Below are 24,224 nucleotides of genomic sequence, written 5' to 3'. Positions count from 1 at the left end.
CTCCCACTCTCAAACCCTATTACTCTCTCACTCCGAACAATTGTCCTAAAATAATACCGGCAGCTATAGAAACATTGAGACTTTCTGTTGACTGAGATTTTCCGAATCTGGGGATCATAACACTTTTCTGCAAAAGTTTTTCAGTTTCAGGGCGCATTCCATTGCCTTCATTTCCCAGGATAAGATTCATTCTTTCAGGTCTTTCAAACGAATAAATATTCTCCCCTTCCATATCTGTTCCTATATTAATGTTTTTTGTATTTAAAAGATAATTTGTCAGATCTTCATAAACAATATTGACCCTCGTAAACGATCCCATACTGGACATAATTACTTTAGGATTGTAAAAATCCACGGTATCTTTGCTGCAGATAATCTGTTCAATCCCGAACCAGTCTGCAAGACGTATAATTGTCCCCATATTTCCGGGATCCTGAATACCATCAAGAACAAGCTGTAAATTCTGGTCGGATAATTTTTTCTCTTCATTGAGATAGCAGACAGCCACAGAATCTTTCGGATGTTGCAGGAAACTTATTTTTTTTAACTCATTTTCAGAAATATGTGTTACAGGAACGTTCGCACGGTCCAATTTTTGCGGATCGGTAGAAAATATTTCTTTAATTTTAAAGTTAGAATTAAAAAGTTCATTGATCGTTTTATTACCTTCAACCAAAAACAAATTGTATTTTTGCCTGAACTTCTTTTTATCCAAAGATTGTAAAATTTTTATTGTATGAGCTGTAAGCATTATAAGAATTCTCCTCAAAAATATTATAAAATTATATCATTTGCAACATTTGTAGGTCTCCTTTATGCTTGTAGTACCACTAAAAAGGTTCCTGATGGGGAATATCTGCTCGTAAGCAATAATTTTGAGTTCGAAGATAAAAAAGCTCCTTTCGACAGTGAACTAAAAAACTATGTACAGCAAAAACCCAATAAAAGACAGTTTCTTTTTATGCCGCTCAGCTTATGGCTGTATAATGCTGCAAATCCTAAATATGACACTCTTCTGAATGAATATATGACCTATCCTAATGAATTGAGAAATCAGAAATTAAGAGATTCTCTTTTCATTAAATATAATATGAAGAGCAGTGTAGGAAAAAGCCTGTTCTTTGACAGGTTGTATCACAACTGGGGTTCGGCGCCGGTGATTCTTGATCAGACGAAAACTGAAAAAAGTGCTGAATCAATAGAAAAAAGACTCACCTACCGTGGATATTGGGATGCTGAAGTTAAATTTAAACATGATCTGGACTCTGCTGCAAAAAAAGCGGCAGTTACGTATTTTATTACCCACAGAGATCCTACTTATATTAAAGAATATTACTATAATATCACCGATCCTACCGTAAAAAATATTTACCAGCAGAAAATAAGAGAAAGCCTTATTAAGCAAGGTCAAATATTAGATCAGACGGTTCTTGAAAAGGAAGTTACAAGAATCAACGACCTGATGAAAGATTACGGGTATTACAGATTCAATAATCTTGGGGATGAAATCTATTTTGTTGCAGATTCAATTAAAAGTAGAAAACAAGTACCTTTAACCCTTGAAATTCATAAAGATTCCCTCGACCGGCCTTATAAGGTGGCAACCATAGGAAATATTGATGTAGCCATTGTAGATGAAATGTCGGATTACCCGAAAAATACGGCAAAAGACAGTTTAAGAGGAATTCGGTTTCATAAGGTTAATAATCAATATGATTCCAGGGCTTTGTGGCGTGCTATTACCATTGGAAACAAACAGGTCTATGATCAGAAAAAGTTTGATCTTACGAGAAGAAACCTGTTGGCTATGAACAATTTCAGTATTCTTAAATCACGGGATTCTTTAAGACACGGCGGAGGAACGGCTCCCAATGACAGTATTATAGACGTAATGTATGTACTTAAACCTCTTCCTAAATATGAACTTAAATTAGGAACGGATGTTAATTATTCACAATTGCTTAACCTTGGTGTTTCGCCTTCGGCAGATCTTACTACCAGGAACGTTTTTGGTGGTGCGGAAAACCTTTCGACGAGTCTTTCAGGAACATTTGGATCAATAAGAAGTACTAAAGATATCAGCAGCCGTGTTCTGGCCTACGAAATTTCGGCCCAGGCATCGCTGAACTTCCCGAGATTGCTGTTGCCATTCGATTATTACAAATTACTTCCAAAAAGGTACAGCCCTACTTCATCAATCGTATTGGGAGCTTCGGTTCAGAACAATATCGGTTTGGGAAGGGTAAACTTTAATACGGGTTTAAATTATTTGGCAACGGTAAATGATAAAGTTTCTCACAGGCTTACCTTATTCAATACCCAGCTGAGTTTAACAAAAAATAAAGACGCCTACTATGATTATTTCGTAAATGATGAAGCGATCAGAAGTGAAATTTTTGATGATTATTTTGCCTTTAAACCTTCTGTAGCTCAGGATTTTAGTGCCGGAAAGCTTACAATAGATGAAGTTTCAAGGCTTATCACGCGAGATCTCGAATATACTGCCGGGCTTAATCAGCAGGGTGCCGACCGATACATTGCGTTTGTAGGTTCGTTGATTAACAAAGACCGCCAGACCCAGGATGTTTTAATTTCTTCCTTTATTTATAATTTCGTTTATAATGAAATCGGGAAAAAGGAGTATCCCAACTCATTTTATTTTAATGGTAAAGTAGAGCTTGCGGGAAATATATTCAGCATATTCAATCAGAAAAGAAATGATGGTGGGGTTTTGACGAGCCCGGAAAGAACGATATTCGGAGTCCCGTATGCTCAGTTTGTGAAATTTGATTTCGATATAAGAAAATACTTTAAATTTAATAATAATACACTTGTTCTCCGCCAATTCGTAGGGTTGGGTATTCCGTACGGCAACTCTTCCAGCATGCCAGTCATCAGATCGTATTTTAATGGTGGAGCGAATGATATCAGGGCATGGGTTCCTTTTGGAGGGTTAGGTCCGGCAGATTCACAGATTGATGAAAGAGTTCGTACGTACATGACAGAAAACATGAAACTCACCACCAATGTTGAATTCAGAGTTCCTTTTAATGATACTTATGAAGGAGCGCTTTTCACAGATATCGGTAATATCTGGGCGTTGAAAAGCACGAGTGACGGTTCCGGCGATGAGTTTAAATTTAATAAATTCCTAAAGCAGGTCGGTGTCGGCAGCGGATTCGGATTAAGGGTAAATATCGCCTATATCACCCTGAGACTTGATCTTGCTTATAAAATATATGATCCAAATAAACCTGAAGGTGACCGATGGAGACTGAAATACTTCCAGCCATTCAAGCCTACTTTAAATATCGCATTCGGATATCCTTTCTAATCAGGTGAAATTCCCAAAGCAAAATATACTACAGCAACTGTTCGGGCCAATATTTCCCTGAACTGGTTTCTGTAGTAGCTTTCAGGCTTGGTAACGTCTTGGGCGTCAAATCCCAGCGCATTCATATTGTTATTTCTGGCAAACAATAAAGCCCGGAGATTATGAAAACCTTGAGATACAATGATGACATTGTCTTTTCTATACACATCCTTGCATCTGAGAATACTCCGGTAAGTATTGAATCCTTTTGGGTCCTCCATGATAATCTCTTCCGGTACTCCTTCCTGGTAAATGAGGTAATTTTTCATGGCAGCAGGCTCATCGTATCCTTTGCTTTTTTCCCCGCTTACAAGAATTTTTTTGATTTTTCCATGATGATAAAGTAATGCGGCGGCATCCATCCTCTTTGTAAAATACGGATTTGATGATCCGGATCGCATCTTTGGTGAAGTCCCTAATACCAATGCCACTTCCCTAGGTGGAATTTTGGATATTTTGTTGTATGTTCTTCCATCCGTTAACGCAAAAACCCAGGCATTGGCGAGACATATCAGCAGAATCAGAATTTCCGTTGATATAGAGATCAGGTTAAATATGTTTTTTATTATTCTCAACTAAGATCAAAGTTAAGCTTTATTTTCCTGCTTTTTGCAATAGACATGCAGGCCAGGATATGTCCTTTTTCTTCTTCTTTTTCCGTTAAATATTCATTCTCCAGCAAATCAACTTCTCCTTCTTCAAGAATACATTCACAGCTTCCGCATATGCCTGATTTACATGAATAAGGAACGGCAAACTTTTGAATTAACAGTTGCTGTAAAATCTTCTCTTTATTATCCGGTAATTCCGTAAAATATTGCTTTCCGAGCATTTTAAATTCAATATCAATATTTTCAATCAGCGGAAATTCTTTTTCCACAGGATAAATATCGTCATTATATTCCTCAAAAAGTTCAAAATGAATATTTTTCTTCGGAATTCCGTGATGATAGCATGCATTTGCAAGCGTTTTGATCATATCTCCTTTTCCGCAGATCAGGACTTCATCCACCGCATCCCAAATGGTCGATTCTTCATCGGTATCGTCTAAGTGAAGAATCTGATTAATAATAAGATGTAGTTTTTTATCATCAAGTCTACCTTGAAAAAAACTGTTTGATGTTTTTTCCTGTGTAAAAAAGTAAAAGATCTGAAGCCTTTCGCCACAGTTCCTGGCAAGATTGTCAAACTGCTCACGATAGATGAGATCTTCACCGGTTTTATTGCTGAAAAACAGGAAAAGTCTTGTTCTTGGCTCATTGTGAAGGATATTTTTAAAATGGCTTAAAATTGGCGTAATTCCTATCCCTGCAGCGAAGCCAACGATCGTTCTGAATTCACTCGGTTTTGAAATAAGAGTAAACCTTCCGCTGGGCTCGCTGACTAATAATTTATCGCCAACACTATAATTTCTGAATAATTCTGAAGCATCTCCTTCAGGCGAGTTCATTTTTATTCCTAAAGCGATCTTTTCTTCATAAGGAGCCGAAGTCATCGAATAGTCTTTGATTACGTCCTCACCATGAGACTGAAATTGTATACTCACAAACTGACCTGCATCAAACTTAAAATTCTCCTTCAGGTGCGCAGGAATTTCAAATTCCAGAGCGAAAATATTTTTGGTCAGTTCTTCCTTTTTCGTTATTTTTAGCCAATGAAACTGTGTAAGTTTCCCTTTATAGATTTGTTGTTTCATACTTCAATTCAAAAATAAATAAAAAATAATGAAAAAGATAATCTTATCAACGCTTTTCCTGGTATCTCTTGTAAGCTGTAAGAAAGAAAGCACAAAAACGGAAGACAGCCAGCCGGAGACAGATTCTGTTGCTACTACGGAAAATTCTGAGCCTAAGGCAGCATTAGCAATGTTTAGTCCACAGCAGGCTTCTGAACTTTTAGGGAAAAAGAACGATACGCTATATATTACCAATTTCTTTGCAACATGGTGCGGCCCTTGTGTAAAGGAAATCCCTCACTTTAAAAATAAAATTCAGGAACTCAACGGAAAGCCTGTTAAAATTACCTTTGTGAGTGTTGATAATAAAGAAGACTGGAATACAAAAGTTCCTCAATTTGTTGATGAACAGGGAATCCGAAGCAATACAGTATTGCTGGATGGACAGTCTTTACAGGGAGATTTTTTCGCTGCCAATTTTAAAAAATGGGATGGTAGTGCAATTCCGTTTACTTATATGAGAAAAGGTGATAAAACTGACGAGACTTTAGGGATGATGAGCGAAGAGCAGCTCAATGAAAAAATCAATTCTCTTTTAAAATAAAACGTCAGACTTTATGTCAGATAAATTTAGGATCCTGTGTTTGGTTTTATTTCTTGCTATTCTATTAGCAGCAGTTATTAATCTGAATACAGGATTTTTAAGTTTAAAATTTCAGGATTTTTTTACGGAAACTTCGCAAAGTCTTATCGCTGAAATTCGTGTTAATCGTATTCTGGTGATGCTACTGGCTGGGATCTCTATTCCGACTTCCGGATTTCTGATGCAGGAATATTTCCAAAATCCGCTTGCCGGACCGGATATTTTAGGTATTACTTCCGTGGCAAGCCTTTCGGTGGCTTTTTATATCTTTTTTTCCTACGGTATTTCACTTCCTGATTTTCTTCAGAATACATTTTTAAGTTTATCTTCAATTACAGGAGGCTTGCTTCTGATGTTTCTGTTACTCTCGATATCAAACCGTTTTCAGGATAAATCTTATCTGGTGATCTTTGGATTTTTGGTTTCGGCTTTGGCCGGTGCTGTTGTCTCTTTGCTTCAGTTTTATGCAGAAAATCAAAGTCTGAAAAACTATATCTTATGGTCTTTCGGTGCCAATAATCTGGTAAGCCGGAACCAGATTTATATACTTTTTGTATTGGTATTGATCGGTCTATTCGCTTGTTTTAAAAGTATAAAACCTTTGATCGGAAATTCTTTGGGTGTATCCTATGCACAAAGTCTAGGAGTTAATTTGAATCAGCTGAAAATTCTGATTATTGTATCCTCTTCCCTTTTATCCGCATCTGTTACGGCATTTATGGGGCCTGTGTTATTTATTGGGATTATAATACCTCATTTTTGCAGGCTAATCTATAATCCTTCAAAACTTTGGCAACAATGGATTTTGAATATGCTGTTGGGGATGTGTGTTATGCTTATATTTTCGATCATAGCCGAGAAAACACAGATTCCTATCAATGTGATAAGCTCTATTTTTGGAATTCCGGTAATTCTGGTGATGCTTTTAAGGCAGAATAAAGTGTAGATGGTGAATGAGTCAAATGATCTTTTAACATAAATCAAATAAGAAAATAAATCTATAATAAAACAGTGAGTCTGCTGGAAAATAAAAGAAAATGCACCTACAAATAAAACAAGCTAATATTGGTTACAACAAAACCTTGATCTCAAATGCAGATGCAAATCTGAATTTAGGTGAAGTTTGCCTTTTAATTGGTAATAACGGCGTAGGTAAAACAACTTTAATTAAATCAATCCTGCATCAGATTCCGCTTCTGAAAGGTGAGATTTTCATTCATGGCAAAAATATCAGAGATTTTTCAGTTAAAGAAATGGCAGAAAATATTGCTGTTGTATTTTCAAAATCAGTAATTCCGCAAAATTATACTGTTGAAGATCTGATTTCGTTAGGAAAATATATATACTATCCTTTTTATTTTACCCTAAAAAAAGAAGACCGTGAGGAAGTTACATCTATTATTGAAGAATTGGGATTAACTCAATATAAAAATACGCCTCTTAAAAATCTCTCAGATGGAAATCTTCAGAAAGCTTTTATCGGAAGGGCCATAACTCAAAATTCTCCGGTGATTATTTTGGATGAGCCGACAACCCATTTAGATGAGAAGAATAAGATCACCATTCTGAAGGTTTTAAGAAAATTAGCCAAAGAACATCATAAGCTGATTCTTTTTTCTTCACACGACTGGAGACTTGCCAAAGAGTTTGCAGATAAAATATGGTATGTTAAAGACCACCAGTTATATAACGGAATTGTGGAAGATGTCTTATTACAACACAAAGAACTTACAAATGCGACTCTTTTTAAGATCAATGAAAATTTTGTTCCTCCGAAAATTGCAGCGCCGTACGTTTACAGGGAAATGCTTTTTTCCTTATTGCAGAAAAACTTCCCCAAAGATCTCTCTTCCCTTACTTTTGAGTTTAATGACTATTGGATTATTTCAGATTTTAAACATAAATACCAATGTGAATCTTTTGAAGAAATAATTAATCTGTTAAAAAAAATATACTAATATTCTACTTTCTTTATTGTTTTAATATATTATGCATGCATAGTATTATGCTTGTCATATCAATTAATCATTTTATTTTCAGGAAATTAACAAATTTTAACGTAAATAAATATTATGCATGCATAATATTTGCTAAATTTGGATAAACCTCGATATTGAAAATGATGGATAACAAGAAAGAGAAAATAGAAAACGTTGACTTAATTTTGAAGCAAACCTGGCTGGCTGTTTCCAAGATGTATACGGAAATGGCTCAGGAACATGATTCTACAGCTGTTCAGGCGCTTACCCTCCTTAAAATAGATCCTAAAGAAGGAACCCGAAGTACAAACTTAGGTCCTAAAATGGCTATCGAACCTACCTCTTTGACAAGAATTATCAAGCTGCTTGAAGATAACGGATATATCTACAAAGAAAAAACAACAACCGATAAACGCGAAGTTATCATAAAACTTACTGATAAAGGATTGCACTCAAGAAATATGTCCAAAGAAGTGGTTGTGAATTTCAACAAAAAAATCATGGAAAAAATAGCTCCTGAAAAGTTAGAGACTTTTAAAGAAGTGATGAATGAAATTATGAAAATCGCTACAGATTTAAACAACAGAAAATAATATAACAAATCAATAAAATCAAATGAAAAGAAGAATCAAACATGTTACGGTTCTTGGTTCAGGAATTATGGGAAGCGGTATCGCGGCGCACTTTGCCAATATTGGCGTTCAGGTTTCGCTGCTGGATATTGTTCCTTTCGAACTGACTGAAGCAGAAGAGAAAAAAGGTTTGACCAAAGATGATAAAGCAGTACGAAACAGAATTGCTGCAGAAAACTTTGAAAAACTGAAAAAAGCAAGTCCGGCTCTACTCTATTCTCCGAAATTTGCAGACAGAATAAAAATCGGAAATTTCGATGACGATTTACCGAAAATAAAAGATACAGACTGGATTATTGAAGTTGTCGTTGAAAGATTAGACATCAAAAAGTCCGTTTATGAAAAAATAGAACAGTTCAGGAAGCCCGGAACGCTGGTTTCTTCTAATACATCCGGAATTCCCATTCATCTTTTAACAGTGGGAAGAAGTGACGATTTTAAACAATATTTTGCAGGAACACACTTTTTTAATCCTGTGAGATATTTACCTCTTTTAGAAATTATACCTACTCACGATACGCTTCCGGAAGTGATTGATTTTTACATGAACTACGGAGCAAAATTCTTAGGGAAAACAACCGTTTTAGCCAAAGATACACCGGCATTTATCGCAAACAGGATCGGGGTATTCTCCATGATGGATTTACTTCATAATGTTCAGAAGTTAGGATTAACCGTTTCTGAAGTGGATAAATTAACGGGGCCGGTCATTGGCCGTCCAAAATCTGCGACATTCAGAACTGCGGATGTTGTTGGTCTGGATACATTGGTCATGGTTGCCAATGGTGTTCGTCAAAGCGGTGCTGAAGCAACAAATGATTTCAATGATGTTTTTGCACTCCCGGATTACATCCAGAAAATGGTTGATAATAAATGGCTGGGTTCTAAAACTGAACAAGGCTTTTATAAAAAAGTAAAAAATGCGGAAGGAAAATCTGAAATTCACGGACTAAATCTTGATACTTTAGAATACGAACTTCAGGAGAAATCTTCATTTCCAACTTTGGAATTAACTAAAAATATCGACAAGCCGATTGATCGATTTAAAGTATTAATTGGCGGAAAAGACAAAGCCGGAGAGCTTTACAGAAAATCATTGGGAGCATTGTTTGCTTACGTTTCGCATAAAGTTCCTGAAATTTCTGATGAAGTGTACAAAATTGATGACGCCATGAAAGCCGGTTTCGGTTGGGAAAACGGGCCGTTTGAAATCTGGGACGCAGTCGGAATACAAAAAGGTATTGAATTGGCTAAAGAAGCAGGTTATGAAGTTTCAGACTGGGTGAAAAATGTAGAATCTTTCTATAAAGTTAATGAAGAAGGACAAAGTATTTATGTTGATAAAGATTCTCAAGAGTACAGCAAAATTCCGGGACAGGATTCATTCATCATACTAGATAATATCAGAAAAAATAAAACGCTTTGGAGTAATTCCGGTGCTGCCATTGAAGATTTAGGTGACGGAATCATCAATTTTGAAATCCGTTCTAAAATGAATTCTTTAGGAGGCGAAGTGTTGGATGGATTAAACAGGGCAATTGATTTAGCTGAAAAGGAATATGACGGTTTAGTGATCGGAAATCAGGGAACCAATTTCTCTGTAGGAGCCAATTTAGCCATGATTTTAATGATGGCGATCGAACAGGATTGGGATGATCTGAATATGGCTATCGCTTATTTCCAGAAATCCATGATGAGGGTTCGTTATTCTTCTATTCCGGTGGTGGTAGCTCCTCATGGAATGACGCTTGGAGGAGGCTGTGAAATGACAATGCACGCCGACAGAGTGGTTGCAGCCGCAGAAACGTACATCGGACTCGTAGAAACAGGAGTTGGTGTAATCCCTGGTGGTGGAGGAACGAAAGAACTGACGCTGAGAACATCAAGAGAATTCCATAATGACGACGTGAAAAATAACAGGCTTCGTGATGCTTTCATGAATATCGCTATGGGTAAAGTGGCAACTTCGGCTTATGAAGCTTATGATATGGGAATTCTTGAACATGGTAAAGATATTGTTGCCGTTGACAAGAGAACTCAGATCAAGACCGCAAAGATGCTGACAAAAAGTCTTGCAGAACATGGTTATACGCAGCCAATCGAGCAGAAAGTAAAAGTGTTGGGGAAAGATGCACTGGGAATGTTCTATGTCGGAACCGACCAGATGCTTACCGGAAATTATATCTCTGAACACGACAAGAAAATTGCTGACAAATTAGCCAACGTCATGGTCGGAGGAAATCTTTCTGAACCAACAGTCGTTACCGAACAGTATTTATTGAATCTTGAAAGAGAAACCTTCCTATCGCTTTGCGGAGAAAGAAAAACACTGGAAAGAATTCAGTACATGTTACAAAATGGAAAACCTTTGAGAAACTAATGGAGAGCTCCGTAGGAGCGAACTGTTAATAGCAGAATAATTTATGAAATTGATGAGCCTCGTAGAGGCGACCTGTTAGTTTTTATGGCAAATACATTTACACAAATTTATATTCAAATTGTTTTCGCTGTTAAAGAAAACAAAATCTGATTTCAAAAGAAAACAGAGAAGAATTGCATAAGTTCATTACGGGTATTGTTACCAACAGAAGCCAAAAATTATTTGCGGTTTTTGCAATGCCGGATCATGTGCATATTCTCGTAAGCATTAGTCCAACAGTTTTAATTTCGGATTTTGTTAGAGATATAAAAGCTGGGTCATCAAAATTTATTAATGAAAAAGGATGGATGCAAGGAAAGTTTAATTGGCAGGAAGGATATGGTGCATTCTCTTATTCTAAAAGCAGTATAGATTCTGTTGTAAAGTATATTTTAAATCAGGAACAGCATCATAAAAAGAAAACTTTTAAAGAAGAATATTTGGATTTATTGCAAAAGTTTGAAATTCAATATGATCCGAAATATTTATTTGAATGGATCAGTGATTAACAGGTCGCTCCTACGGAGCTCCACGATTTGCAAAACAAAAAGCTATGAACAGTTTACCTCTACGAGGCAAACTTTTAAAAAATTAATTAAACAAAAAATATGAAAACAGCATATATCGTAAAGGGTTTCAGAACTGCCGTTGGAAAAGCTCCAAAAGGAAGTTTACGATTTACAAGACCCGATGTAATGGCGGCAACCGTAATTGAAAAATTGATGGCTGAGCTTCCGCAATTAGATAAAAACAGAATTGACGACCTTATCGTGGGAAATGCAATGCCTGAAGCTGAGCAAGGCTTAAACGTGGCACGTCTGATTTCCCTGATGGGTTTAAATACAGACAAAGTTCCGGGAGTTACGGTAAACAGATATTGTGCCTCAGGAAGTGAGGCGATTGCTATTGCTTCTGCAAAAATTCAGGCCGGAATGGCAGATTGCATTATTGCCGGAGGTACAGAATCAATGTCTTACATTCCGATGGGAGGTTACAAGCCGGTGCCGGAAACAGATATCGCCAAAACAAACCCTGATTATTATTGGGGAATGGGCTACACGGCAGAAGAAGTGGCCAAGCAATATAAAATTAGCAGAGAAGAACAGGATCAGTTTGCTTTTGAATCTCATATGAAAGCATTGAAAGCGAATAAGGAAGGGAGATTTGCGAGTCAGATTGTTCCGATTCCTGTGGAATATAATTTTTTGGATGAAAACCAGAAAATGCAGACAAAGAAATTTGATTTCTCCGTCGATGAAGGCCCAAGAGCAGATACTTCATTGGAAGGTTTGGCTAAATTAAGACCTGTTTTCGCCAACGGAGGAAGTGTAACTGCCGGAAACTCTTCTCAAATGAGCGACGGTGCGGCTTTTGTCATGGTAATGAGTGAAGAAATGGTAAAAGAATTAGGTTTACAGCCCGAAGCAAGATTAGTAGCTTATGCAGCAGCAGGTCTTGAGCCAAGAATTATGGGAATGGGGCCAATTTATGCCATTCCAAAAGCATTGAAACAGGCGGGGATGGAGTTGAAAGATATTGAATTGATCGAATTAAATGAAGCATTTGCTTCCCAGTCTGTTGCTATCAAAAAAGAATTAGACTTAAATCCTGATATTTTGAATGTCAACGGAGGAGCCATTGCTCTTGGTCACCCACTGGGATGTACCGGAACAAAATTGACTGTCCAGCTTCTTGACGAAATGAGAAAGCGCGGAAACAAATATGGAATGGTTTCCATGTGCGTAGGAACAGGACAGGGAGCAGCGAGTATTTTTGAATTACTTTAAAAGAAAATAGATATAAGACAATAGACAAATAGATAATAGACTTTAAACATAAAAATGATGAATGATTTTAAAAGACACAATTTTAAGAAACTTAAAATCTGGCAAATGAGTATGGAAATATCAAAATTAGCATTTGATCTTACTGATACTTTTCCTGATTATGAAAAATATGGTTTGAAGAGCCAGATCGATCGATGTTCGATTTCTATTCCTTCCAATATAGCAGAAGGGTCAAGCAGAACAGATAAGTCTTTTAGTCATTTTTTAGATATTTCTTTAGGTTCATCATTTGAACTGCAAACACAAGTACTGTTAGCAAATCATAGAAAATATTTGTCTGATGATAAATGTCAGATCTTTGAAAGGATGATTGAAGAATTTCAAAGAGCGACAATGGTCTTTCAGAATACATTAAACAGAATTTAAAAGATGATAGACAGATAGAAAATAGATGATCAAAATGTGGTTCTATACAAGGACGAAAAGTCTATACTCTATCGGTCTATTATCTAAAGTCTAAAATAAATAAAAAAATCAAGTATTAAATGGGAAATATAGTAAAAGGAGGTGAATTCCTCATTAAGGAAATTCCTGCCAATGAAATTTTCAGTCTTGAAGAACTGAATGAAGAACAAAAAATGCTTCGCGATTCTGCGAAAGAATTTATAGACAGAGAAGTCGTACCGCAAAAAGAGCGTTTCGAGAAAAAAGATTATGCATTTACGGAAGAAGTAATGCGTAAGCTTGGCGAAATGGGACTTTTGGGAATTTCTGTTCCTGAAAATTACGGTGGTCTTGGGATGGGATTCGTAACAACTATGTTGGCCTGCGATTACATTTCAGGAGTTACAGGTTCATTGGCAACGGCTTATGGTGCACATACCGGAATTGGAACATTGCCAATTGTCCTTTACGGAACAGAAGCTCAAAAGCAGAAATACCTTCCGGATTTAGCAGCAGGAACAAAATTCGGAGCATACTGTTTGACAGAACCGGATGCTGGTTCTGATGCCAACTCAGGGAAAACAAGAGCAAAACTCTCTGAGGACGGAAAACATTATATCATTAACGGACAAAAAATGTGGATTTCCAATGCTGGATTCGCCGATACTTTTACTTTGTTCGCAAAAATTGATGATGATAAAAATATTACAGGATTTGTAATCAATCGTTCTGAACTTGAAAATCCTGAAAGTCTGACTTTCGGTGAGGAAGAACATAAGCTCGGTATTCGTGCCTCTTCTACCCGACAGGTTTTCTTTAATGATATGAAAATTCCTGTTGAGAATCTTTTAGGGGAAAGAAATAATGGTTTTAAAATTGCGCTCAATGCACTAAACGTTGGCCGTATTAAATTAGCGGCTGCTTGTCTTGATGCACAAAGAAGAATTTTAAATCATTCAATTCAATATTCAAACGAAAGAAAACAATTTGGCGTTTCTATCTCAACATTTGGAGCGATCAGAAAGAAGATTGCTGAAATGGCAACCGGAGTTTTCGTTAGCGAATCAGGTTCTTACAGGGCTGCAAAAAATATTGAAGATAAAATTGAAGAATTGGTTGCCGGAGGAATGGATCATCAGGCTGCAGAACTTAAAGGGGTGGAAGAGTTTGCCGTTGAATGCTCAATCCTGAAAGTTTTTGTTTCCGATCTTGCTCAGCATACGGCAGATGAAGGAATTCAGGTGTACGGCGGAATGGGATTCTCTGAAGATACGCCAATGGAAGCAGCATGGAGAGATTCAAGAATTTCAAGAATTTATGAAGGAACCAATGAAATCAACAGATTACTTTCGGTAGGGATGCTGATTAAAAGAGCAATGAAAGGTGAATTAGACTTATTGTCTCCTGCCATGGCAATCAGCAAAGAGCTGATGGGAATTCCATCATTTGATGTTCCTGACTATTCGGCTTTCATGAGTGAAGAAAAAGCTATTATAGCTAATCTTAAGAAAGTTTTCTTAATGGTTTCCGGTGCCGCGCTTCAAAAATATATGATGGATATCGAGAAACAGCAACATTTATTATTGAATGCTTCTGAAATCCTGAACCAAATCTACATGGCAGAATCTGCGGTTTTAAGAGCTGAAAAACATTTTTCTCCTGATTCTGTTGAAGCGGCAATGGCTCAGCTAAACCTTTATAAGGCGGTTGAAAAGATTATCACCGCTGCAAAAGAAGGAATCGTTTCTTTCGCAGAAGGCGACGAGCAGAGAATGATGCTTTCCGGATTAAGAAGATTCACTAAATATACAAATCATCCGAATGTAGTGGCATTAACTGAAAAAATTGCTGCACATTACATCGAAAAAGGAGCTTATTAGTCTTTTATATATAAATTTGATTTCAAAGCGTCTCATTTTTGAGGCGCTTTTATTTTTGTATTTTAATTAAAATTTCATTCTTCAATTTAATAAAAAACTAAAATGTAGTAAGTGATGTAATATAATTGAATCCTGAATTGTCTTGTTATCACAATGGCTATCATTTAATGTAAATTTTATTATGAGAATAGTATTAGTTTCAGTTATATTTATTTCGACTGCGGTTTCAGCACAGCAAAAAGACAAAAAAACGGTCTTGCCTAAAATGGATACGGCAAAGGTAAAAACATTTACTTTGCCTGATCAGAATCTTAAGTCTAAAGATTTTCAAAAGGAAATATATAAAATGCCTTCTGCAAAACCTGATGAATCGTTATATTCCAGCCTTAAGGACAACAGAAAAGATTCCACCGATTATAAAATGCTTAATGCAATGATTCCAGAAAAGAAGGAAGATGATAAATAATTGCCTGTTTTATTTTTAATGTCTTAAGAATTCGTATTTAACAAAATTATTATTTAAAAAATGTCTCAAATCTTGGGGCATTTTTTATTTTTGTATTCTACTTATTTACGATGACAAAAGAAGAACTGCTCAACAGAGCGATAAAAATAGCCGATAAGGCACACAAAGGACAGACAGACAAATATCATGCACCGTACATTGCCCACGTTATTCGTGTAATGGAATACGGAAAAACCCTGGATGAAAAGATTGTAGGGGTATTGCATGATGTTGTTGAAGACCATCCGCAGGAATTCAGCCTTGATTATCTTCGAAGTGAAGGTTTCCCGGAATATATTATTTTTGCCATCAGCTGTCTTACAAAATTTGATCCTGAAGAAGATTATGATGATTTTGTAAGAAGAACAGAGCGCTCTCCATTAGCAGTTGCTGTAAAGCTTAATGACCTGCGTGACAACATGGATCTTCGCCGTGTAAACAGAGAGTTGACTCCCAAAGATATCAAGAGATTTAACAAATACCTTAAAGCGTATCGCTATCTGATTGAGAAATATTAATCCGCACCCGGGAAATGGTAGGTTTTGGCAGGAGGATTTGTATCATCAATATTGATATTTAAAGCAAGGTATACAAAATGAAAGTTTTTATTGCCTTTTGCTTCAAATTCTCTTTGCCAGAGATACCCCCCTAAGACACCGAAGTGTTCATCGATCTGATATCCTAAGCCGCCATATACCCTGTTTCTCGCAAAAGCAGGCTTTATAGGAGATACAATGAATATTTCATCATAGGCATTGGCAAAAAGAGTTTTGGGACCTATTTTTTTTGCATTTAAAGGAACAGAAATATTCAGACGGTAACGGTAACGCATTCTCTGCGAGCTTTTATCCGTTTGAGGCTCATAAAACCACGATTTTTCCGCACGGAGTCTGTTTTCAAATTTTACAATTCCCTTTTTAAAATCAATGACATCCTGTAGCCAGATCCTGAATTCTTCTTTATTGATCGCATGCTCTTTGTACGTTGCATATCTTCCCAACCCAACAAAAGGCTTGTGGTTTTTGGTAAGATTATATCCCAATCCACCTTTTATTTCATAATAATCAGGATACGTATATTCTTCAATTCCTCTCGATTGGCCTTCTGCATATAGAAAAAACTTCGGATGAAATTTGTAAGTTATCGTCAGTGCATTAAAGCTGGAAATGTGTTCTTGTGCTTTGAAAAATGTTGTACTTAAAAATAAACTCAGACCTAAACCTACTGACAGTTTCATTCAAAAAATTTTTGCAAATGTAAATGAATTAACAATTTGTTAATATTAACTTTAATTCATCAACAATTAACAATTATTTAATATTGATATTATAAGATAACCCAATATGGAACCATCTTTGAGGCATTGCAACACCAAATGTTTCTGTATATGAAGTATTTGTTAAATTATTAATAAGAATATATATCGAAAAGTCTGTTTTAACAAAACTTAATTTATCATCCAAAAGATTGTAACTGCCGTTATTCAATCTTTCATTATAACGATAAATAACTTCATTAGTAAAGTTTTTCAAAAATCTTGTTTCGAGTTTTGTAATGAACTGGTGTTTTAAATTATCCAGAGCATATCTTGCTAAAAAATTGCCGGGTTTATTTAATTTATTATCCAAATAAGTATAGCTGACCGTGTATTTCAGCCAGTTGTTGATGCGATGATTTACCTCTGCTTCAATCCCTTTAATCGTGGTTTCTCCGATATTCTGAGCATACCATACCGGGTCATCGTTGCTTATTTTGGTCCAGTCGATGGCATTATCAGAATCTCTCAGGAATCCGCTCAGCTTTGCCAGTATATTTTTTGTCTGAAACTGGTATCCTATTTCAGCATAAACCGCATTTTCAGGCAATAAATTCTGATTACCTTGCTCGGTTTTGCTTACATAATACAGATCTGTGAAAGATGGAATTCTGTGAACTTTTGCAATGTTTCCATAAATTTTATTGTTCTGGTCAAAGCTATAGCCAACGTCTAAACCGGGATAAAAAAAGTTTCCTTCATTAGAATAATTTGCCCATGAAATTCCCGGACTGATGTTTAGTTTGTTGTTCAGCAGTGAAAAATGATGTTCAAAGAAAACCTGGGAAACAAACCGGTTTCTCTCTCCAAGGTTATTGCTTGCAAGAAATTCCTTTCTTAGCTCTACGCCAATTCCTGTAGTTCCCAATCCCCATTGATAGCTGGAGTTCACTTCTCCGCCCACATTATTACCGATGTGCATATTACGGTAGACTTCAGGTTTTTCCCTATTATAGAGATACATATCCTGCCCTCTTCTCCAATATACATTTGAGTTTAATTTTAATTTTCCAAAGGTTTGCTGATGAGCCAGGCTTACGATGGAAGCTTGTGTTTCTTCATATTGTTCTGTTGCATCTTTTGAGGAATAAAAGCCATTGGCTCCGAATTTCTTTTCAGAAAAGCCCGCCTGAAGTCTTATATTTCCATCTTTAATGTTAAGCTTACTTTGATAAAAAATATTTCTGATTTCATAATCGGTATTGTACATATATCCCTGTGAGCCGGAAGAATTGGCCTGTAAAGAATTTGAGAACTTTTCATTTCCCAGCTGAGCGTTCAGGCCTAAACCATACGTTTCGTAATCTCCGGCTTCAGCCTTTACTCTCACTCTTTTTCCCGGATCTGTTTTTGTAATAACATTGATAACACCAGCATAGGCATTTTGTCCGAAACGTCTTGCTGCAGGACCTTTGATTACTTCAATTCTTTCTACATCATCAAGGTCGACAGGCAGATTCATCGTGTTGTGACCGGTTTGTGAATCATTCATCCTGATCCCATTCAGGAGCAAAAGAACCTGCTCAAAAGAACTTCCCCGGAATCCGATATCACTTTGTACGCCGTTAGCTCCTCTCCTTCGGATGTCCATTCCTGCTACCTGCTGTAACACTTCGTCGATACTTTGTGCAGGAGAATTAAGAATTTCCTCTTTCGTGATAACAGTAATGTTTTGATTCGCGCTTTTATACGGCGTGGAAAAAAGTTTCCCCTGAATTTCAATAGTTTCTATATCAGTTGATTTTTCCTGTGCGTGTACGAAAAACAATGTTCCGAGAAAAAAAATACTTCCTGCTTTTTTGATCATACCTTAAAATTATACCGGTTATTTTTACAGATCCCAAAAGTAGTGGAGTTCTCTAACACCTACAATGATAAATGTCATAAAAAATGCAGTTGGGTAAAACTGCATGTGGGAAATATCGTTGTTAGCGCTTTCTCATCAAATGTGCAATCAGATCTCTGAAAAACTTTCTCATTCTGTTGCAATTATCTGTGCAAATTTAAATAATTCTATGGTATTAAAACAATACATGAAAATGCAATGACAGCAACACACCGTAATTTAGCCTTAATTAAATAAAAAATCCGTCAGAATTTCGTAATTTTGTTAGTCTTAATTTTACTATGGCTAATACAACAGATATAGATATAAAAAAACAGATTTTCGTTAAGAACGCACACCTTAACAATCTGAAACACATCGATGTTCTCATCCCTAAAAATAAGCTGATCGTCATTACGGGAGTTTCCGGAAGCGGAAAATCTTCATTGGCTTTTGATACGATTTATGCGGAAGGACAAAGAAGATATGTAGAGAGCCTTAGCTCTTATGCACGTCAGTTTTTAGGCAAGCTCGAAAAGCCTAAGGTTGATGATATTAAAGGGCTCGCCCCTTCCATTGCTATTCAGCAGAAAGTAATTTCCTCAAACCCGAGGTCAACAGTGGGGACGTCAACGGAAATCTACGATTATCTGAAGCTTCTTTTTGCAAGGATCGGGAAAACATTTTCTCCGGTTTCGGGTGAAGAAGTAAAGAAAGATTCGGTTTCTGATGTGGTAGACTTTATTAAAGATTCAAAAAAAGATTCATCGTTTTTACTCACGGCTCCTTACGAATATGATGCAGAAAACTTTGCAGAAAATCTTAATATTCTCAAGCTTGCCGGATTTACAAGACTCGAGATCAACGGTAATGTAGCAGGAATTGAAGATCTGGAAAGCTTCGGGTTCACTCCCGAAAAAGGAATGGAAATCAATCTCGTAATCGACCGTTTTTCCTACGAGGAAGATGAAAGCTTCCTGCAGCGTCTTGCAGATTCTATACAGATGGCATTTTATGAAGGTCGCGGATACTGTTATCTGAAAAATACAGATACTGGGGAAATAAAAGAATTCTCCAATAAATTTGAGCTTGACGGCATAGAATTTCTGGAACCGAATGTTCACTTTTTCAGTTTTAATAACCCTTATGGTGCCTGTCCGACCTGTGAAGGATACGGTAAAGTGATCGGTATTGATGAAGATCTGGTAATTCCCAATAAAGCTTTATCTATTTTCGAAGATGCGGTAGCTTCATGGAGAGGAGAAAGCATGAGTGAATGGAAAAAAGATTTCATCAAAAAAGCTAAAGATTTTCCGATTCATAAACCTTATCATCAGCTGACCAAGGAACAGAAAAAATACCTTTGGAAAGGTGACGGCAAAAGCACATTCCCATCCATCGATAACTTCTTCAGAATGCTGGAAGAAAATCTTTACAAAATACAGTACCGGGTGATGCTTTCCAGATACCGTGGAAAGACCCTCTGCCCTACCTGCGAAGGATTAAGGCTGCGTGAAGAAACAAGCTGGGTAAAGGTCGACGGACATAATATCCAGTCGATGATTGAGCTTCCTTTGGATGAGCTGTTCCCTTTGATTAACAGTTTAAAATTATCGGAACACGATCAGGAAGTAGCCAAAAGATTGCTTTATGAAATCACTACCCGTATTGAATTTTTATTAAAAGTCGGATTGGGATATTTAACGCTTAACCGTACCTCCAATACCCTTTCGGGAGGAGAAAGCCAGAGAATCAATCTTGCTACAAGTTTGGGAAGTTCGCTCGTGGGTTCCATTTATATTCTGGATGAGCCTTCGATCGGACTGCATTCCAGAGATACGGAAAATCTTATCGGAGTTTTGAAAAATCTTCGTGACTTAGGTAATACGGTAATTGTTGTGGAGCATGATGAAGATGTAATGAAAGCCGCAGATTATATTATTGATATCGGCCCTGAAGCAGGTTATCTTGGTGGCGAACTTGTATTTGCAGGAGATTATAAAGAGCTCAAAAATGCTGATACTTTAACATCCAAATACCTTACCGGAAGACTGGAGATAGAAATTCCCAAAGACCGAAGGAAAGCAAAAGAATGGATTAACATCAGAGGTGCCCGACAAAACAATCTCAAAAATGTAGATGTAGATGTTCCGTTGGAAAATCTTGTTGTTATTTCCGGAGTTTCCGGTAGTGGAAAGTCGACTTTAATGAAAGAAATTCTTACCAATGACATCCAGATTCAGCTGGGTATGGGCGGAAAGAAAGGAGATTACGATTCGGTTGAGTTTCCAAAAAAACTGATTAAGCATATTGAACTGATCGATCAGAACCCTATAGGAAAATCTTCACGTTCAAATCCTGTTACGTATCTGAAAGCATACGATGACATCAGGGATTTATTTGCCAAGCAGAAAGTGGCGAAAATGATGGGATATAAGCCTAAACATTTCTCCTTCAACGTAGATGGCGGAAGATGTGATGAATGTAAAGGCGAAGGAGTCATCAATGTATCGATGCAGTTTATGGCTGATATTGAGCTTCAGTGTGAAGTCTGTAAAGGAACCCGTTTTAAGAACGAAATTCTTGAAGTCAAATATGACGAAAAGAACATCTCCGATATTCTGCACATGACGGTAGACGATGCCCTTGATTTTTTTAAAGATAATCACGAAGATAAAATTGTAACTAAGCTGAAACCGCTACAGGAAGTAGGACTCGGATACTTGCAGCTGGGACAGAGCTCTTCTACTCTTTCCGGAGGTGAAGCGCAGCGTGTAAAGCTGGCCTCATTCCTGGTAAAAGGGGTTACTACTGATAAGACACTGTTTATTTTTGATGAACCTTCGACAGGTTTGCACTTCCATGATATCAAAAAATTACTGAAATCTTTGCAGGCATTAATTGATCTTGGACATTCTGTCATTGTGATCGAGCATCAGCCGGATATCATCAAATGTGCAGATTACATTATCGATATTGGTCCTGAAGCGGGAAAACATGGTGGTGAAGTAGTATTCACCGGAACACCGGAAGAGCTGGCAAATGATAAAAAATCTTACACAGCCAAGTATATCAAAGAAAAGCTGGAACAATAAATTTAAAAAAGGTTGTCCTAAAAGTTGGGGCAGCCTTTTTTAGCATTAAAAATGGATAAGGAAATTTTGCTCCGTAGGAGCAGTATCTGTGTAGCAGAAAAAAAACGATAGAACATACAAGCACGCCGGAGGTGTACTATAATAAGATAGAACTCCTCCGGAGTTCATATTACAACAAACTGACGAAGGTCTCACAGATACTGCTCCTCCTGGAGCAAATTAAAAACATGACTTCACGCCATTTGCTGTAGATGATAATTTAAAAATAGCAAAGTTTTAAAATAGAGACTATCCAACTTTTAGGACAGCTTCTTTTTTATTAGTAGATAATATAGCTTTTGTAGGCGTAACTTTCGTCAATTCGAGTAAAATTCTGAAAGAATTTCGTATCGAGAATGGAGGTTTTCATTACAGGTTCTCAATACGGTTTTCTCCATTTCATTTCGAAAAACATACTCAAACTGACGCTCTCTAATTAATAGAAAAAAATTAAACAGTTTGTAAATCTTTAAAATTCTTAAGCTGCAATTTCGAAAAATTAATTCTTTTTCTCTGATTAATTTTAGGAAGCTTGCGATCTCCGTTTTTAATTCATACCAATCGTTGAAAAAAATGATCAGGATAAATCTGGAAAATTATGCTGGTAATTTTCCCAATTCATCCTGATAATTTGTTCAGTTTATCCTGATAAATTTTAGAGCTATCCATTTTTAAAGTTTAAAAATGAATATATATATTATTAAAATACAATGTGTTATAAATATTATTAATGTCTTATTTATATTAAAGAATTATATTTGTTTCGCATTGTAACAAAATCACTGCTAAAAAATTATTTTTCATCAGTTCTTGATCTTCTTTTAAGTATAAGTATTAAAGAAAGATTATGATTTTCTGACTTTATGAAAATTAAACAGTGAAATAAATTTTAAGTTGAACTGATATTATATGTATCAAGGTTGTATCTTAAAAACGGCTTATTTATGCATCCTAAAGCAGACTTTGCTTTAGTAGCTCTGATACTGTTTCAATTTCCTCTCGTGTATTGAAATAATGCGGTGACAGTCGTACAATTCCATTGATGTTTTTCCTGGTAAAATCAATTAATGCTGAATTTTTATAGGTTACCGAAAAGAATATATTATTCTCTTTCAAAACTTTCTGAATGTTCTCAAGATCTCCTCCTGGACCGGAGAACGTTATAATGCTGCTTAAATGATTACCCAAATCCCAGACGTGGAATCCACTGTCTTGAAGATTACTGCGGAGCGTTTGTGACAGTTTTTTATTGTATTCTTCAATATGATTCATGCCGATGGTGTTGGCATATTTTAAAGCTTCGGTAAATCCGAGCAAAGAGGCATAGGAAAGTTCCCAGTGCTCGAATCTTTTGGCAGAATCAAAAAGCTCATAATCGTCAAATGCTGACCATTTTGCTCCCCTCATATCTAGAAGCAGAGGTGCATAGTTTTGTTCAAGCACTTTATTCGAAACATACAGAAATCCTGTTCCCCTTGGGCCTCTCATGAATTTCCTTCCTGTTGCCGTAAGAAAATCACAGCCAATTTTTTGTACATCAACAACCATTTGACCGACCGACTGACAAGCATCAACGAGATAGAGAATATCATACTTCCTGCAGATTTTACCTACCCCTTCCACATTCTGAATTAAACCTGAATTGGTAGGAATATGAGTCACGGCAACAAGTTTGGGATTGTATTTTTTAATTAATATTTCCAAATCGTCGAGATCAAGCTCATAATCCGGCAGATTTTTCATTCTGATGACTTTGATGTTCATTTTCTTCTGCAGGGAAATAAAGGTGATCTGATTGGAAATATAATCATCGGCCGTCGTAATAATAACATCCCCTTCTTTAAATACAATACTTGACAATGCCATCGTATACGCTTCTGTTGCGCTTGTGGCAAAAGCAATATTGGAAGATTTAGCATTGACTAATGTTGAAGTTTCATCATAAAATTCTTCCAGGTGCCTTGCGTTCCGATCCGCAACTTCATAACCTCCCAGTTGCTCTTCCTGCTGTAAATAATTGATCATAGAATCAACAACTACGGATGGCATTAACGATGATCCTGCATTATTAAGAAAAATTTTATCGTCTGAAAGTCCTCTGATGTCTTGTCGTATTTTATCTGTATTCATTTTAAAAGTAATTTTAATCTTAGAATATGTTTAAATTATAAATATATTTTAACATTAAGAATTAAAGGTTTAATTTCTTAATTAACTTAATTTAACCTCAGTTTGGGATAAAAGATATTTTAAATAATTGATTTTCAAAATAAAATTATTTTATCGCAAAGAGAAACAAAGAAATGTTTAGTTTTTGAAATGCTTTTTAAGTTAAACAATGCCACTTCGTTTATCAAAGTAATACAAGAATTTTGTATTACTTTGATAAGTTTCACGCCTTTGTATATCTTAAATTTTTAAAACCTTATGATTAATACTTTTGTTTAGCTTTGCGTTTTATCCAGAACTCAGTTATTTAAATTAATTAATTGATTCCTTATTTTTTTACTTAATAAACTAAATTCCTTAATGTTAAGAATAATCTTTTGCATCTTTTGCGGTTAAATATAAATTTTAAACAAACTTTATACAAAAAATCCCGAATAAAAATTT

Annotated in this window: 18 protein-coding genes and 1 pseudogene; 13 read left to right on the top strand and 6 right to left on the bottom strand. The window is 36.2% G+C overall.

Annotation, left to right across the window (positions count from 1 at the left end):
- Window positions 1-19: 19 nt before the first annotated feature.
- On the bottom strand, window positions 20-751 hold the full coding sequence (locus AC3WV0_RS03445) for a TrmH family RNA methyltransferase (protein ID WP_488844020.1): 732 nt from the start codon (window positions 749-751) through the stop codon (window positions 20-22).
- Here AC3WV0_RS03445 and tamL point away from each other — a divergent pair.
- Window positions 737-3,334, top strand: a complete 2,598-nt coding sequence (gene tamL / locus AC3WV0_RS03440) for a translocation and assembly module lipoprotein TamL (protein WP_488844018.1) — start codon at window positions 737-739, stop codon at window positions 3,332-3,334. The genes AC3WV0_RS03445 and tamL overlap by 15 nt on opposite strands.
- Here the strand turns inward: tamL and AC3WV0_RS03435 are convergent.
- Both AC3WV0_RS03435 and AC3WV0_RS03430 read right to left on the bottom strand, forming a co-directional pair.
- Window positions 3,331-3,948, bottom strand: coding sequence for a SanA/YdcF family protein (locus tag AC3WV0_RS03435; protein WP_488844016.1), 618 nt, complete (start codon window positions 3,946-3,948; stop codon window positions 3,331-3,333). The two genes, tamL and AC3WV0_RS03435, sit on opposite strands and share 4 nt — an antisense overlap.
- Window positions 3,945-5,069: a flavin reductase family protein gene (locus AC3WV0_RS03430; protein WP_488844014.1), complete on the bottom strand. Its 1,125-nt coding sequence runs from the start codon at window positions 5,067-5,069 to the stop codon at window positions 3,945-3,947. The genes AC3WV0_RS03435 and AC3WV0_RS03430 overlap by 4 nt, the downstream gene beginning before the upstream one ends.
- Window positions 5,070-5,097: 28 nt before the next feature.
- On the opposite strand from AC3WV0_RS03430, the gene AC3WV0_RS03425 reads away from it, so the two are divergent.
- The 11 genes and pseudogenes from AC3WV0_RS03425 to AC3WV0_RS03375 all read left to right on the top strand — a co-directional run bounded on the left by AC3WV0_RS03425 (window position 5,098) and on the right by AC3WV0_RS03375 (window position 15,855).
- Window positions 5,098-5,652, top strand: coding sequence for a TlpA family protein disulfide reductase (locus AC3WV0_RS03425; RefSeq protein ID WP_488844012.1), 555 nt, complete (start codon window positions 5,098-5,100; stop codon window positions 5,650-5,652).
- Between the two features lie 13 nt (window positions 5,653-5,665).
- Complete coding sequence (locus tag AC3WV0_RS03420; RefSeq protein ID WP_488844011.1) at window positions 5,666-6,637, top strand: iron chelate uptake ABC transporter family permease subunit; 972 nt, start codon at window positions 5,666-5,668, stop codon at window positions 6,635-6,637.
- Window positions 6,638-6,728: 91 nt separating this feature from the next.
- Window positions 6,729-7,649 carry an ABC transporter ATP-binding protein gene (locus AC3WV0_RS03415; protein ID WP_488844009.1) on the top strand — a complete coding sequence of 307 codons (921 nt, stop codon included), beginning with the start codon at window positions 6,729-6,731 and terminating at the stop codon, window positions 7,647-7,649.
- Between the two features lie 164 nt (window positions 7,650-7,813).
- The gene (locus AC3WV0_RS03410) at window positions 7,814-8,263 is read left to right on the top strand and encodes a MarR family winged helix-turn-helix transcriptional regulator (protein WP_089999290.1); all 450 of its coding nucleotides are present in this window, start codon (window positions 7,814-7,816) and stop codon (window positions 8,261-8,263) included.
- A gap of 22 nt (window positions 8,264-8,285) precedes the next feature.
- A complete protein-coding gene (locus AC3WV0_RS03405; protein ID WP_488844007.1) occupies window positions 8,286-10,682 on the top strand; it encodes a 3-hydroxyacyl-CoA dehydrogenase/enoyl-CoA hydratase family protein in 2,397 nt (798 codons plus the stop codon).
- Window positions 10,683-10,766: 84 nt separating this feature from the next.
- A pseudogene (tnpA, locus tag AC3WV0_RS03400) lies at window positions 10,767-11,230 on the top strand (IS200/IS605 family transposase).
- A gap of 99 nt (window positions 11,231-11,329) precedes the next feature.
- Window positions 11,330-12,508, top strand: coding sequence for a thiolase family protein (locus AC3WV0_RS03395; RefSeq protein WP_488844005.1), 1,179 nt, complete (start codon window positions 11,330-11,332; stop codon window positions 12,506-12,508).
- A gap of 57 nt (window positions 12,509-12,565) precedes the next feature.
- The gene (locus tag AC3WV0_RS03390) at window positions 12,566-12,934 is read left to right on the top strand and encodes a four helix bundle protein (protein ID WP_488844698.1); all 369 of its coding nucleotides are present in this window, start codon (window positions 12,566-12,568) and stop codon (window positions 12,932-12,934) included.
- A gap of 119 nt (window positions 12,935-13,053) precedes the next feature.
- Window positions 13,054-14,832, top strand: a complete 1,779-nt coding sequence (locus AC3WV0_RS03385) for an acyl-CoA dehydrogenase FadE (RefSeq protein WP_488844003.1) — start codon at window positions 13,054-13,056, stop codon at window positions 14,830-14,832.
- A 181-nt stretch (window positions 14,833-15,013) separates the two neighbouring features.
- Entirely contained in the window at window positions 15,014-15,298 is a 285-nt protein-coding gene (locus AC3WV0_RS03380; RefSeq protein ID WP_488844001.1) for a hypothetical protein, read from the top strand.
- 110 nt (window positions 15,299-15,408) lie between these two features.
- Window positions 15,409-15,855, top strand: coding sequence for a phosphohydrolase (locus AC3WV0_RS03375; protein ID WP_488843999.1), 447 nt, complete (start codon window positions 15,409-15,411; stop codon window positions 15,853-15,855).
- On the opposite strand, the gene AC3WV0_RS03370 is transcribed toward AC3WV0_RS03375, so the two are convergent.
- Together AC3WV0_RS03370 and AC3WV0_RS03365 are read right to left on the bottom strand one after the other, a co-directional pair.
- Window positions 15,852-16,574, bottom strand: a complete 723-nt coding sequence (locus AC3WV0_RS03370) for a DUF2490 domain-containing protein (protein WP_488843997.1) — start codon at window positions 16,572-16,574, stop codon at window positions 15,852-15,854. The two genes, AC3WV0_RS03375 and AC3WV0_RS03370, sit on opposite strands and share 4 nt — an antisense overlap.
- A 73-nt stretch (window positions 16,575-16,647) precedes the next feature.
- Window positions 16,648-18,459 (bottom strand): TonB-dependent receptor plug domain-containing protein, encoded by a 1,812-nt coding sequence (locus AC3WV0_RS03365; RefSeq protein WP_488843995.1) that lies wholly within the window; start codon window positions 18,457-18,459, stop codon window positions 16,648-16,650.
- Window positions 18,460-18,779: 320 nt separating this feature from the next.
- Between AC3WV0_RS03365 and uvrA the strand changes: the two genes are divergently transcribed.
- The gene (gene uvrA, locus AC3WV0_RS03360) at window positions 18,780-21,572 is read left to right on the top strand and encodes an excinuclease ABC subunit UvrA (protein ID WP_488843993.1); all 2,793 of its coding nucleotides are present in this window, start codon (window positions 18,780-18,782) and stop codon (window positions 21,570-21,572) included.
- Window positions 21,573-22,562: 990 nt separating this feature from the next.
- On the opposite strand, the gene AC3WV0_RS03355 is transcribed toward uvrA, so the two are convergent.
- Window positions 22,563-23,741: an aminotransferase class V-fold PLP-dependent enzyme gene (locus tag AC3WV0_RS03355; protein WP_488843991.1), complete on the bottom strand. Its 1,179-nt coding sequence runs from the start codon at window positions 23,739-23,741 to the stop codon at window positions 22,563-22,565.
- Window positions 23,742-24,224 lie beyond the last annotated feature (483 nt).

The sequence above is a fragment of the Chryseobacterium sp. 27AL genome, from assembly GCF_057815395.1.
Note: the sequence above shows the minus strand (reverse complement) of the source record. Positions and strands in the feature narration are given on the sequence as shown.

Excerpts from the sequence above, each read along its gene's own strand:
- AC3WV0_RS03420 (WP_488844011.1), top strand. The coding sequence starts at position 5,666 with ATGTCAGATAAATTTAGGATCCTGTGTTTGGTTTTATTTCTTGCTATT.
- AC3WV0_RS03425 (WP_488844012.1), top strand. The coding sequence starts at position 5,098 with ATGAAAAAGATAATCTTATCAACGCTTTTCCTGGTATCTCTTGTAAGC.
- AC3WV0_RS03415 (WP_488844009.1), top strand. The coding sequence starts at position 6,729 with ATGCACCTACAAATAAAACAAGCTAATATTGGTTACAACAAAACCTTG.
- AC3WV0_RS03405 (WP_488844007.1), top strand. The coding sequence starts at position 8,286 with ATGAAAAGAAGAATCAAACATGTTACGGTTCTTGGTTCAGGAATTATG.
- uvrA (WP_488843993.1), top strand. The coding sequence starts at position 18,780 with ATGGCTAATACAACAGATATAGATATAAAAAAACAGATTTTCGTTAAG.
- AC3WV0_RS03395 (WP_488844005.1), top strand. The coding sequence starts at position 11,330 with ATGAAAACAGCATATATCGTAAAGGGTTTCAGAACTGCCGTTGGAAAA.
- AC3WV0_RS03390 (WP_488844698.1), top strand. The coding sequence starts at position 12,566 with ATGAATGATTTTAAAAGACACAATTTTAAGAAACTTAAAATCTGGCAA.
- AC3WV0_RS03355 (WP_488843991.1), bottom strand. The coding sequence starts at position 23,741 with ATGAATACAGATAAAATACGACAAGACATCAGAGGACTTTCAGACGAT.
- AC3WV0_RS03445 (WP_488844020.1), bottom strand. The coding sequence starts at position 751 with ATGCTTACAGCTCATACAATAAAAATTTTACAATCTTTGGATAAAAAG.
- AC3WV0_RS03370 (WP_488843997.1), bottom strand. The coding sequence starts at position 16,574 with ATGAAACTGTCAGTAGGTTTAGGTCTGAGTTTATTTTTAAGTACAACA.
- AC3WV0_RS03365 (WP_488843995.1), bottom strand. The coding sequence starts at position 18,459 with ATGATCAAAAAAGCAGGAAGTATTTTTTTTCTCGGAACATTGTTTTTC.
- AC3WV0_RS03375 (WP_488843999.1), top strand. The coding sequence starts at position 15,409 with ATGACAAAAGAAGAACTGCTCAACAGAGCGATAAAAATAGCCGATAAG.
- AC3WV0_RS03380 (WP_488844001.1), top strand. The coding sequence starts at position 15,014 with ATGAGAATAGTATTAGTTTCAGTTATATTTATTTCGACTGCGGTTTCA.
- AC3WV0_RS03430 (WP_488844014.1), bottom strand. The coding sequence starts at position 5,069 with ATGAAACAACAAATCTATAAAGGGAAACTTACACAGTTTCATTGGCTA.
- tamL (WP_488844018.1), top strand. The coding sequence starts at position 737 with ATGAGCTGTAAGCATTATAAGAATTCTCCTCAAAAATATTATAAAATT.
- AC3WV0_RS03385 (WP_488844003.1), top strand. The coding sequence starts at position 13,054 with ATGGGAAATATAGTAAAAGGAGGTGAATTCCTCATTAAGGAAATTCCT.
- AC3WV0_RS03410 (WP_089999290.1), top strand. The coding sequence starts at position 7,814 with ATGGATAACAAGAAAGAGAAAATAGAAAACGTTGACTTAATTTTGAAG.